At 72.2% G+C, this 11445-nt stretch carries 12 protein-coding genes and 1 pseudogene; 5 read left to right on the top strand and 8 right to left on the bottom strand.

All coding sequences use genetic code 11. The annotated features are described in order from the left end of the window. Positions 1-404: 404 nt before the first annotated feature. A complete protein-coding gene (locus NS184_RS06035) occupies positions 405-1157 on the bottom strand; it encodes an SDR family NAD(P)-dependent oxidoreductase (protein ID WP_058725238.1) in 753 nt (250 codons plus the stop codon). 132 nt (positions 1158-1289) lie between these two features. Here NS184_RS06035 and NS184_RS06030 point away from each other — a divergent pair, with 132 nt between their 5' ends. Beyond that, the gene (locus NS184_RS06030; RefSeq protein ID WP_058725237.1) at positions 1290-1721 is read left to right on the top strand and encodes a MarR family winged helix-turn-helix transcriptional regulator; all 432 of its coding nucleotides are present in this window, start codon (positions 1290-1292) and stop codon (positions 1719-1721) included. Between the two features lie 5 nt (positions 1722-1726). Next, positions 1727-3064, top strand: a complete 1338-nt coding sequence (locus NS184_RS06025) for an MFS transporter (protein WP_058725240.1) — start codon at positions 1727-1729, stop codon at positions 3062-3064. A gap of 116 nt (positions 3065-3180) precedes the next feature. On the opposite strand, the gene NS184_RS06020 is transcribed toward NS184_RS06025, so the two are convergent. After that, the gene (locus NS184_RS06020; protein ID WP_058725236.1) at positions 3181-4071 is read right to left on the bottom strand and encodes an alpha-E domain-containing protein; all 891 of its coding nucleotides are present in this window, start codon (positions 4069-4071) and stop codon (positions 3181-3183) included. A gap of 131 nt (positions 4072-4202) precedes the next feature. Here NS184_RS06020 and NS184_RS06015 point away from each other — a divergent pair, with 131 nt between their 5' ends. Then, positions 4203-4733: a MarR family winged helix-turn-helix transcriptional regulator gene (locus tag NS184_RS06015; RefSeq protein ID WP_058725235.1), complete on the top strand. Its 531-nt coding sequence runs from the start codon at positions 4203-4205 to the stop codon at positions 4731-4733. A 9-nt stretch (positions 4734-4742) separates the two neighbouring features. Then, a complete protein-coding gene (locus NS184_RS06010) occupies positions 4743-4958 on the top strand; it encodes a hypothetical protein (RefSeq protein ID WP_058725234.1) in 216 nt (71 codons plus the stop codon). A gap of 49 nt (positions 4959-5007) precedes the next feature. Here the strand turns inward: NS184_RS06010 and NS184_RS06005 are convergent, their stop codons facing one another. The 6 genes from NS184_RS06005 to NS184_RS05980 form a co-directional block, all read right to left on the bottom strand. Next, complete coding sequence (locus NS184_RS06005; protein ID WP_152998082.1) at positions 5008-5850, bottom strand: NAD(P)-dependent oxidoreductase; 843 nt, start codon at positions 5848-5850, stop codon at positions 5008-5010. A gap of 65 nt (positions 5851-5915) precedes the next feature. Next, the gene (locus tag NS184_RS06000; protein WP_058725233.1) at positions 5916-6878 is read right to left on the bottom strand and encodes a M23 family metallopeptidase; all 963 of its coding nucleotides are present in this window, start codon (positions 6876-6878) and stop codon (positions 5916-5918) included. A gap of 8 nt (positions 6879-6886) precedes the next feature. Further along, the gene (locus tag NS184_RS05995; protein ID WP_152998081.1) at positions 6887-7210 is read right to left on the bottom strand and encodes a hypothetical protein; all 324 of its coding nucleotides are present in this window, start codon (positions 7208-7210) and stop codon (positions 6887-6889) included. A gap of 99 nt (positions 7211-7309) precedes the next feature. Continuing rightward, positions 7310-8053 (bottom strand): lysophospholipid acyltransferase family protein, encoded by a 744-nt coding sequence (locus tag NS184_RS05990; RefSeq protein WP_058725231.1) that lies wholly within the window; start codon positions 8051-8053, stop codon positions 7310-7312. A 97-nt stretch (positions 8054-8150) separates the two neighbouring features. Then, on the bottom strand, positions 8151-9992 hold the full coding sequence (gene recQ, locus NS184_RS05985) for a DNA helicase RecQ (protein WP_058725230.1): 1842 nt from the start codon (positions 9990-9992) through the stop codon (positions 8151-8153). Positions 9993-10001: 9 nt separating this feature from the next. Then, entirely contained in the window at positions 10002-11201 is a 1200-nt protein-coding gene (locus NS184_RS05980) for a CPBP family intramembrane glutamic endopeptidase (RefSeq protein WP_152998080.1), read from the bottom strand. Positions 11202-11237: 36 nt separating this feature from the next. Here NS184_RS05980 and NS184_RS05975 point away from each other — a divergent pair. Further along, positions 11238-11445: pseudogene (locus NS184_RS05975) on the top strand (EamA/RhaT family transporter); the annotation flags it as partial.

The raw sequence follows: 11445 nt of genomic DNA, 5'->3' as shown, positions 1-11445 counted from the left end.
CGCGCTGACGCGCCGCGGTGCGAGCGCGGTGTCGCGCTGACGCGCCGCGGTGCGAGCGCGGTGTCGCGCTGACGCGCCGCGGTGGCGCCGCGGTGCGAGCGCGGTGTCGCGCTGACACGCCGCGGTGCGAGCGGACGGGAGGCCCGGATCACGTGACCGGCGTCGGTCACGTGATCCGGGCCTCCCGTCCGCCCGTTCCTTCCCAAAGCGGCCGCTATCGGATGCGAAAACGGGCGTACCTGGACGAACGTGACGACCAGGTACGCCCGGAAACACCAGGTACGCCCGGAGGCACCAGGCACACCCGAAGGCACCAGGCACGCGCGGACGCATCAGGCACGCCCGGAGGGACCACGCATGCCCGGAAACACCAGGCACGCCCGGAGGTACCGGGCACGCCGACGTCAGTGGGCGCTGTACCCGCCGTCGACCAGGTGGTAGCTGCCGCTGATGAACGACGCCCTGTCGCTCAGCAGGAAGAGCACGAGCGCGGCGACCTCGGCGTCGGTGCCGAGCCGGCCGGCCGCGTGCTCCTGCTCGAGCGCAGTGAGCGCCTCGGCCGAGAGCGACGAGCGCACGAGCGGGGTGTCGATGAAGCCCGGGCCGACCGCGTTGGTGCGGACGCCCTGCGCCGTGTACTCGAGCGCGGCGACCTTGGTGAGCCCGACGAGCGCGTGCTTCGAGGCCACGTACGCGGCGTTCTGGGCGATGCCGACCGAGCCGAGCACCGACGACATGTTCACGATCGCGCCGCCGCCGGCGGCGAGCATCGCGGGGATCTCGAAGCGGAGCCCGTAGAAGACACCGTCGAGGTCGACCGCACGGACGCGGTCCCAGGCGTCGACGTCGTACTCGCCGATCGGCTGCGGGGCGGCACCGATGCCGGCGTTGTTCACGGCGAGGTGCAGCGCTCCGTACGTGTCGACGGCGAACTGCACCATGCGCTCGTTGTCGGCGGCCAGCGCGGAGTTCGCCTCGAACGCGCTCGCGGTCCCGCCGGCGGACTCGATCTCAGCCACGACGCGCTCTGCGGCGTCGCGCTTGATGTCGGTGACGACGACCTTCGCGCCCGCTGAGGCGAGCTCCTTCGCGATCGCCTCGCCGATGCCGCTGCCGCCACCGGTGACGACGGCGACCTTGCCCTCGAACTCGGACATGTGCTCCTTCTTCCGTTCACTTGAGCAACACCTGTTGCCCACAGTCCGAACGGTACACCTGCGTCAAGCATTCCGAGTCCGCCCCGCGCACAACCGGTTCGTTCGCTGAACTAATTTGATAGGCTAACGACCATGCCCGCCGTTGCCTCCCGAACGTCGCTCGCGACCGACCTCCGCATCGCGGTGAACCGGCTCTCGCGGACCCTGCGCAACCAGAAGGCCGACCAGGCGGTCACGGATGCGCAGTTCTCCGCCCTCGCCCGGCTCCACCGCGACGGAGCGATGACCCTCGCCGACCTCAGCCGGCAGGACGGCGTCACCCCGCCGTCGATGACGAAGACCGTCGCGGTCCTGATGGAGCGCGGACTCGTGTCGAAGCGCCTGCACGGCGACGACCGCCGCAAGGTCCTCATCGGCACGACCGAGGCCGGTGCGGCCTTCGTCGAGGAGACCCGACGACGACGCGACGGCTGGCTGAGCCCGCGGCTCACCGCCCTCACGCCGGCCGAGCGACAGACGCTCGCCGACGCCACCGAGATCATGAGGAGGCTCGCACAGCAGTGACGGCCATGTTCCGGTCCCTCTCGGGACGCAACTACCGCATCTGGTTCGCCGGTGCCCTGGTGTCGAACGTCGGCACCTGGATGCAACGCACGGCGCAGGACTGGATCGTCCTCACGCAGCTCTCCGACAACGACGCGGTCGCCGTCGGTGTCACGATGGCGCTCCAGTTCGGGCCGCAGCTGCTCCTCCTGCCGGTCACGGGGCTCGTGGCCGACCGGTTCGACCGCCGGAAGATGCTCATGCTCACGCAGGGGCTGATGGGTACGCTCGGCCTCGGGCTCGGCGTGATGGTGCTCACCCACACCGCGACCCTGCTCTCGCTGTACGGCTTCGCGCTCGCGCTCGGCGTCGTCGCCGCGTTCGACACCCCGATCCGGCAGACCTTCGTCTCGGACGTCGTGCAGGGCGAGCACGTGTCGAACGCCGTGGCGCTCAACTCCGCGTCGTTCAACGCCGCACGGCTCATCGGCCCCGCGGTCGCCGGTGTGCTCATCGCGGCGATCGGCTCCGGGTGGGTCTTCGTCATCAACGCGGCGTCGTTCCTGGCCGTGCTCCTCGCGCTGCGGTTCGTCGACCCGGCCCAGCTCGCCGACCGGCCACGGGCGAAGCGCGGCAAGGGCCAGATCGTCGCCGGCTTCCGGTACGTGCGGACACGACCGGACATCATCGTCGTGCTGTGCATGATCTTCGTCGTGGGGACGTTCGGCGTGAACTTCCCGATCTTCACCTCGACGATGGCCCGCATCGAGTTCCACCGCGGCGCCGGCGAGTTCGGCCTGCTCAACTCGGTCATGGCGATCGGTTCGGTCCTCGGTGCCCTGCTGTCGGCACGACGGGACCGCCCCCGGATGCGGACGCTCGTGATCGCATCGGCCGGCTTCGGGGTCGCCTGCACGGCGGCCGCCTTCGCCCCGACGTACTGGAGCTTCGCGGTCGTCCTCATGTTCGTCGGGCTCGCCTCACTGACCTTCATGACGACCGCCAACGCCCTCGTGCAGACCACCACCGCGCCGGCGATGCGCGGTCGGGTCATGGCGCTCTACATGGCGATCTTCGCGGGCGGCACCCCGATCGGCGCACCCATCGTCGGCGCGATCGCCGATGCCGCCGGACCGCGGTGGGCCATCGGGGTCGGTGCGGCCTCCGGCTTCGTCGCCCTCGCGATCGCTCTGGTCTGGCTCGTCCGGTTCGAGCGCCTCCGGCTCCGGTACGACGCCGACTCCCGACTGCACCTCGCCGTGACGCACGCGGTGCCGATCGTGAGCCCGCGGGCGGCGCGGGCGGCGCTGCGGCAGGACCTCTCGCGCGACGAGGCGGTCGCCGACCGGTCGAGCAGCGTCTGACGCACGCCGCCGGTCAGCCCGGCACGTCGCCGTCTCGACCACCTGTCGGACGGGAGGCGCGGTGCGGCGCCGCCACGCGCCTCCCGTCCGACCCGCGGTGCGCCTCGGGACACGGGTCAGGTGACGGGGGTGACCGCCCGGAACACGCGCTCCTCCAGCGCCGTGTCGACCGCCGCGGCGGCCGACACGAGGTGTGTCGTCACACCGGGCAACGCGGTCAGCGCATCCTCGGGCGCGACCGCCTCGAGCGCCGCGACCGCGCGGCGGAACCCGGCGACCTGCTCGGCCACGCACGCCGGAGCCACGCCCGCGAGTCCCTCGGCCGCCCGGTGCGCGAGGAACCCGAGCGCACGGGGGCTGTTCGTGTCGAGGAGCAGGAACGCGGCGGCCTCGGCGGGTTCGACGTCGTGGTGGGTCCCGCGGTGGAACGCCTCTCGAGCGCCGCACCCACGGAGCGCGTCCGACCACGACTCGGCGGAGTCGGGGTCGAGCAGCGCGGAACCGAGCAGCGCCGCGGTCGTCCGGCACCGCGTGAGCGACCGACCGAGAGTGAAGAACGCCCACACCTCGTCGCGGCTGGCGTCCCCGTCGACGACCCCGACGGCGAGGGCGCTGCGTTCCTTCGCCCAGGTGAGGAAGTCGTGCGCACGGTCCCCGCCGACCTTGCGCGGCATCCGGGAACGGGTCACGTCCAGGCAGTCCCAGAGCTCGGTGGACACGACCTCGCGAGCCCGGCGCGCGCTGTCCCGGGCGACCGCGATCGCACTCGCGATGGAGGCCGGCTCGTGGCGGTCGAGCGCCAGGGCGTCGAGGGTGACCGCGAGGTCCGCGTCGCGACGGACGACGGCGCCGACGACCGCCCGGAGCGCGGCGGAGGTCGTCTGGACCGGTGGCGCGACCGACGGGTGTCGCCGGGCCACGTAGACGTCCAGGAGCCGGGCCACGGCATCGGTGTGCTCGACGGCGGCGCCGAGGCGGAAGACGCTCCCGGCGAGATGGCTCAGCACGTCCGCACCCGCATGCGGCGAACCTACTGAGCGGTCGTTGCCGGGGTGTTTCGGGCGGGGGTCACCGGTGTTGCGTGGCCGATCGACGCGCGCTCGCTAGACAATCTAACTAGAGCGTCTAGCATTGTGGTATGTCCACCGAGGAAGTCACCAACTCGGCGGGGTACTGGTACGACGATCGCTCGAGGGTCGACGCGGTCGACGTGCTGAACGCCCTCCGCCGCTACCGCACGGCCGAGAACGCCGCACAGCGTCGAGCCCGCGAAGCGCTGGGCGTCGGGGAGAACGCGCTCCTCGCGCTCCGTGTGCTGATCGACGCCGAGCAGTCCGGACGGCGCATGAACTCCAAGCAGCTCGCGGAGGAACTCGGCATCACCGCCGCGTCGACCTCCGCTCTCGTCGACCGACTCGTCCGCAGCGGTCACATCGAGCGGCACCCCGACCCGCACGACCGCCGAGGGGTGTTCCTGACCGCGTCCGGTGAATCGATGCGCCAGGCGTTCCGGGTGCTCGACCAGCTGGACGAGAGCGGCGCTGAAGTCGCCTCCTCGCTGAGCGGATCGGAGCTCCGGGTCATCGTGTCCTTCCTCGAGGACATGACCCGCGTCGTCGACCACATCGCTCCGGCGGACGCACAGTCGGACGACGTCGCCGTCGCGTAGCCTCACCGCATGACACGCGCGGACCCCGGCACCGAGGGGCGCCACCCCGAGGACGACATGCCGCTGGCCGAGCTCGACGCCCGCGCCCGGGCGGATGCCGCGCTCCGTCGGATCCGCGCCGGGTCGGACCCGTCGCGCGAAGCCTTCGACCTCGCGAACACGATGAACGACGAGGCCGTCGGGCGGCTGGCGGGCGCGGTGCGGCGGTGGCTCCGACGGCACTGATGCGCAGCGCGGTCCGAGCCGCGGATCACTGCGTCGCGGAGTGCCCGGGTCAGAACGCCGTGCCGACAGCAGCGATGTCGTCGTCGCCGTGTCCGGCCGCGCTCGCATCGGCGTACACCCGGCCCAGGGCGTCGAGGAGCACCGTCGAGACCCCGGCATCGCGCGCCGCCTCGGTGATGAGCCCGACGTCCTTCCGCAGGCCGTCGAGCGCGAACTGCGCGGGGAACTCGCCCCGGATCATCGACTCCCCCTTCGTGTGTGCGTAGGGCGAATCGCTCGCGCTGCCGTCGATCGCCTCGAGGAACAGCGCCGGGTCGAGCCCGAGCGACCGCGCGATCGCGAGGGACTGGCCCGTGGCCGCGGTGATCGAGGCGATCCAGGCGTTCGCCGCGAGCTTGAGCGCCGTGCCCTGACCGACCCGGTCTCCCGCACGCACGGTCTTGACCGAGATCGCGTCGAAGACCGGGGCGAGGCCGTCGAGCACGTCCACGGGCCCAGCGGCGAGGAGTGTGAGCTTGCCCTGCTCCGCCGGCGCCTTCGTGCCGAGCATCATCGCCTCGACGAGCGTGATGCCGTACTTCGCTGCGAGCTGGACGACCGTCTCGGTCCCGGCGGTCCCGATCGTCGAGGCCTGGACCCACACGGCGTCCCCCGGAGCATCTCCGGCGGCCTGCTCGAGCACGTCCACCACGGCGTCGGTGTCGAACAGTGTCAGGAGCACGACCTCGGCGTCGTCGACGGCCTCGGCGGGACCGCCCGCGACGGTCGCGCCCTGCGACGCGAGGGGTTCGGCGCGCTCGCGCGTCCGGTTCCAGACCGTCACCTCGTGGCCGGCACGCAGGAGCGACCCCGCGACACCGGCGCCCATCGCACCCGTTCCCAACACCGACACGCGCACGAGCGACTCCGTCCTGTGCGGCACCCTGCCGCGACCACTCAGACGCTACGCCGCCGGGGTCAGAGCACGCCGCGGACGGAGAGCCACGGCGCGGGATCGGTCGCGACGCCACCGACGATGACCTCGAAGTGGAGGTGTGCGCCGGTGGAGACACCCGTGCTGCCCACGGCGCCGACCTGCTGCCCGGCACCGACGGTCTGCCCGACGACGACGTCGATCCGCGAGAGGTGGGCGTACCGGGTCTGCGTCCCGTCACCGTGCTGGACGAGGACCTGGTTGCCGTAGCCGCCGAGGACAGCCGCCCCGACGACACGTCCGGACATGACCGACACGACCGGAGCCCCGTGCGGAGCGGCGAAGTCGAGCCCCCGGTGGTTCGTCGAGCAGGCTCCGCAACCGGCGACCTGCCGACCCCCGAAGCCGCCGGCCGACGGGACCACCCCGACGACGGGACGGACGATGCCCGGTGCGGAGGACCTCGCCGCCGGACGAGCGGCCCGGGATGCGGGCTCGTGCGCCACTGACCCCACGGCGAAGGCGTCCCGCTCGGACGCGGCGAAGACGGCCGACGGTGCGATGTACTGCTGCCCGGGAAGCGCGAGGACGTGCGCGACAGCGGACGTGGTGGTCAGCGGGGTCGACGCCATCGCCGACTGCGGCGACGCGACCGAGACGACCAGGCAGGCGGCGACGGTCGTCGCGGTGAGCGGGATCGCACGCGCGGTCGGCGCGACGTCGCCGAGCGCACGGACGGGAAGCGTGACCGCCCCCGTCAGTGCGCCCGCGACGGCCGCCGTGACGTCGCGCACGGAGGGGTGCCGCCGGGACGCGTCCGCGGCGGCACGGACACTCCGTCGGGTCGGGAGCTCGGTCACGCGGATCGCGTCGGGAGCCTCGACGGTCGACACCGGGGCGGCAGGAGGGGACACCGCCACCCCGGTGGTCTGGGCGCCCCGCTCGCGTTCGACCGCGCGCAACTGACGCCGGGTGGGGAACGGGGACTGCTCGGTCGTGGTGGTCACGACCGACCTCAGGCGCTGACGACGCCGTCGCGGGCGATGCGGTCGACCTCGGCCACGACGGCGTCGACGACCGCCCGGGTGATCGCGTCCGCGACGGCCTCGACGAGGCCGAGCTGCTCCGGCGTCACACGGTGCTCGTTGCGCATGCTCGCCGCGACGCGCTGCGGGATGCCGTCGATCGCGGCGATCAGCGCAGAGGGGACGGCGGACGAGGAACGAGCCCCGAGGGGCGCGGACATCGGCGAGGTCGGGATCGGCGCGTGGCCATGCGCCGGGGCGGCTGCCTGCTCGCGTGAGCGGGCGACGGAGTCGAAGAGGGGCGTGGAGGACATGCTGCTTGCCTTCCGGTCGGTGCGGGACGGGCGGTTCGGTCCGCCCGGGTGCCGACGGCACTCCTCCATTGAAGCATCAGTATTTCATATGCGCAATACTCACTCGGGTTCGACTGCTGCGGTCGGGTCGTCGCGCCGGAGCACCTGCTTGACGCGTTCGACGATCGTGGCGGGCGGGTTGTTGTACGCGTTCGCCGGCTGCTGCCCGCTGAGCTCCTGGATCGCGGCCATCACCGCGTCCGTCGCGTGACGCCGGGCGCGACCGGACGACGCCTCGCCGAAGGACGACAGGTCGAGGGGCTTCCCGAACTCGATCGTCACCTTCGCGAGCCGGGGGACCCTCGACCCCACCGGCTGCACGTCCTCGGTGCCGGTCAGCGCGACCGGGACCACGGGTGCTCCGCTGGTCAACGCCAGCCAGGCCACACCCGTCCGACCCTTGTAGAGGCGTCCGTCGAGCGACCGCGTGCCCTCCGGGTAGATCGCGAAGGCCTCCCCCGCCTCGAGCCGCTCGAGACCGAGATCGAGGGCGTGCTGCGCCGCCGACCCGGCTCCGCGCTCGACCCCGATCGCACCGATGCCACCGAAGAACGCCCGCGAGACCGCGCCCTTCACGCCGGTCCCGGTGAAGTACTCCTGCTTCGCGAGGAACGACACCTTCCGCGGCGCCATGAGCGTGATCGCTGGTGAGTCGATGAAGGACCGGTGGTTGCTCGCCAGGATCACGGCACCGTGCCGGGGGACGTTCCGCCGTCCGACGATCCGCGGACGCCACAGCAGTCGCGCGAGCGGCGTGACCACCGCGCGGCTGAGAACGGTGGCGAACTTGGTCGTACCGGACACCCGGGCCTCCTCGTGACGGGGAGTTTCCGAGTGTAGTGAGGACGATCGCGGACACATGCCGCGCGCGGTACGTACCGCCCGGAGGTGCGGGGATCGGTCAGTCGACGGCCGCGGCGACGACGTCGAGCACGGCTCGGCCGTACCGCTCGAGCTTCGCCGATCCGACCCCGGAGATCTCGCCGAGCGCGTCGACGTCCGCGGGCTTCACGGCCGCGATCCCCCGGAGTGTCGCGTCGTTGAAGACCACGTACGCCGGGACCCCTTGCTCGCGTGCCTGCTCGGCCCGCCACGCGCGCAGGGACTCGAACAGACCCAGCGCCTCCTGCGGCATGTCCGTCACGACGGTGCGGCGCGAACGGCCCGCCCGCGGGGCCTTCACCGGATCGCGGCGCATCCGCACGACGACCCGCCCGGCCAGGACGTCCGCGCTGGTGGGGCTCAGGACGATCGTGCCGTAGCCATCTCCGGAGACGGCCATGTACCCCTGCGCGAGCAGCTGCCGGGCGACGGCGCGCCACTCCCCCTCGGACAGGTCGTTGCCGATGCCGAACGTCGCGAGGGAGTCGTGTCGGAGCTCCTGCACGCGCGGGGAGTGCTTGCCGACGAGGATGTCCACGAGGTGCGCGACGCCGTACCGCTGGCCACGCTCGCGCTCCAGACGGACCACGGTGGACAGGAGCTTCTGCGCGGGGACGGTGCCGTCCCACGACTCCGGCGGGGCGATGCAGGTGTCGCAGTTGCCGCACGCCGTGCTCTCCTGCCCGAAGTACGCGAGCAGGCGTACGCGTCGGCACTCGATCGTCTCGCAGAGGGCGAGCATCGCGTCGAGGTGCGCGCTCAGCTGCCGTCGGTGCGCGGCGTCGCCCTCGGACTGGTCGATCATCCGCCGCTGCTGCACGACGTCGTTCAGCCCGTACGCGAGCCACGCGGTGGATGGCAGGCCGTCGCGGCCGGCGCGGCCGGTCTCCTGGTAGTAGCCCTCGACCGACTTCGGGAGGTCGAGGTGGGCGACGAACCGGACGTCCGGCTTGTCGATGCCCATGCCGAACGCGATCGTGGCGACCATGACGACGCCGTCCTCACGCAGGAACGTCGACTGGTTGCGCTCCCGCACCCGGGCGTCGAGCCCCGCGTGGTACGGCAGCGCCGGGATGCCCTGCTCGGCGAGGGCGGCCGCGGTGCGCTCGACGGAGTTGCGGGACAGGCAGTAGACGATGCCGGCATCGCCGCTGTGCTCGGTCCGGATGAAGGTGAGGAGCTGCTGCAGCGCGCCGGTCTTCGGCTCGATGCGGTACTGGATGTTCGGCCGGTCGAAGTCGGCGACGAAGTGTGCGGCGTCGTCGAGGCCGAGCCGTGCCGAGATCTCGCGGTGGGTCTGCGGCGTCGCCGTGGCGGTCAGCGCGATCCGGGGCACGGCGGGCCACCGCTCGTGCAGCACGCTCAGCTCGAGGTAGTCCGGCCGGAAGTCGTGGCCCCACTGGGCGACGCAGTGTGCCTCGTCGATGGCGAACAGGGCGATGCGTGCGCGGTCGAGCAGGGCACGCGTGCTCTCGAGCCGGAGCCGCTCGGGCGCGAGGTAGAGCATGTCCACCTCGCCCGACACCACCGCCCGCTCGACCCGGGCGCGCTCATCGGGCCCCTGCGTCGAATTGAGGAACGCCGCGCGCACACCATTGGCGGCGAGGGCGTCGACCTGGTCCTGCATGAGGGCGATGAGCGGGGACACCACGACCCCGACGCCGTCGCGCACGAGGGCCGGCACCTGGTAGCACAACGACTTGCCGCCACCGGTCGGCATGAGCACGAGGGCGTCACCGCCGGCGACGACCTGGTCGATGATCGCGGCCTGCTGCCCGCGGAAGTCGTCGTAACCCCACACCCGGTGCAGGACGTCGAGCGCCGCGGACCGCGACGGGGAGGTCGTGGCCGTCGTGCTCATGCCCCCAGCCTACGAGCGGCCGACGACACCCGCGGTCGTGTCCACAGGACCCGCGCTGTCCACAGCACCCGCGCTGTCCGCGGCACCCGCGCTGTCCGCGGCACCCGCGCTGTCCACAGCACCTGCGTCGTCCGTCGGTCCGGACCCGGCCACTCCCGCGGCGTTGGACGGTGCGCCGTCCCAGCCCGCGCCTCCCGGCCGGGCCCACCGAGGGCCACCCGCCCACGCGGGGACCGGACCCCGGAAGCGCGGTGCCTCGTGACCGGCGTTCCGCCGGTCGAGGTGACGCCACCTCGCGAGCAGCTCGACCATGCCCCAGTACGCCAGGGACGTGCCGAGGCTGACGAGCCATCCCCCGGGGGTCCCATTCGCGTCCTGCGACTGCAGGTCGATGCGCGACCACCCCGGCGCCTGCAGCACGAAGATCATGATGTTGTTGAACGCGTGCTGGAGGACCGTGGCCTCGAGCCCGCCCGTCCGGAGCACGATGATCGCCGCGATGAGGCCGAACGAGCCCACGTCGAGGATGCCCCAGACGTTGTAGCCGTTCGGGATGTGCAGCGACGCGAAGACCACGGTCGAGACCACGACGGCGATGACGGTGCCGGCCCGCCGCGGGATCCAGGAGGCGATCGTCTGCATGAGGAAGCCGCGGAAGACGTACTCCTCCGCTGCGCCCTGGAACGGCACCAGCACGACCACGAGCGCGATCGTGAGCACGAGCGTCGACAGTGTGACGGTGGACTGACCGATGGCGGCGTGGTTCCAGCCGTCGCCCGTGATCATGCCGTCGCCGAACGGGACGAGCGCCTGCAGCACGAACATGATGACCGCGATGACGAGGGTCGGGAGCAGGCACCAGGCCGTCCACCCCCAGCGGACCCGGAAGCGCACGGACGACAGCACACCGCGGCCGAGCCTCGCGATCCGCACGGCCAGGACGATCCCGGGCAGGAGCACCACGAGGGACACGAGCGACACCGACAGCGTCAGTGGATCGGTCGGGTCGAGCGCACCGCTCGCGAGCTTCTGCTCGAAGTCGATGAGCCCCTCGGCGCCGCTCGTCGCACCGATCGGGATCGTGTACGCGATGACGATGAGCACCTGCGACACGAGGTACCACCCCGCGAGGAACGCCAGCGCCACGAGCGGTCGCCACCACCGCCACCGGGCATCGATGCGGGTCAGGCGCTGGTAGGGAACACTCACGCGGTGCAGGGTACAAGGACGGGCAGGATGGGAGCCGTGCTCACCGTCGTTCTCGGCCTCTCCGGCGCCCTCGTCTACGGGTTCGCCGACTTCCTCGGCGGGATGGCCTCGAGGCGGGTCCGGCCCGTCCTCGTCACCGCGGTCGCCGCCGCCGTGGGGATCGTGCCGCTGCTCGTCGGGCTGGTCGTGGTCGGAGGGGCCTTCTCGTCAGGGGCCGTGGTCTGGGGGCTGATCGGTGGTGGGG

The organism is Curtobacterium luteum, from assembly GCF_001475545.1.
In the GTDB taxonomy this organism is placed as follows: Bacteria; Actinomycetota; Actinomycetes; order Actinomycetales; family Microbacteriaceae; genus Curtobacterium; species Curtobacterium luteum_A.
This window is presented reverse-complemented; position numbering and strand designations above follow the sequence as displayed.

Bases quoted from the DNA above. Each gene is read 5' to 3' on its own strand.
- NS184_RS06035 (WP_058725238.1), bottom strand. From the start codon at position 1,157: ATGTCCGAGTTCGAGGGCAAGGTCGCCGTCGTCACCGGTGGCGGCAGC.
- NS184_RS06030 (WP_058725237.1), top strand. From the start codon at position 1,290: ATGCCCGCCGTTGCCTCCCGAACGTCGCTCGCGACCGACCTCCGCATC.
- NS184_RS06025 (WP_058725240.1), top strand. From the start codon at position 1,727: ATGTTCCGGTCCCTCTCGGGACGCAACTACCGCATCTGGTTCGCCGGT.
- NS184_RS06015 (WP_058725235.1), top strand. From the start codon at position 4,203: ATGTCCACCGAGGAAGTCACCAACTCGGCGGGGTACTGGTACGACGAT.
- NS184_RS06010 (WP_058725234.1), top strand. From the start codon at position 4,743: ATGACACGCGCGGACCCCGGCACCGAGGGGCGCCACCCCGAGGACGAC.
- NS184_RS05995 (WP_152998081.1), bottom strand. From the start codon at position 7,210: ATGTCCTCCACGCCCCTCTTCGACTCCGTCGCCCGCTCACGCGAGCAG.
- recQ (WP_058725230.1), bottom strand. From the start codon at position 9,992: ATGAGCACGACGGCCACGACCTCCCCGTCGCGGTCCGCGGCGCTCGAC.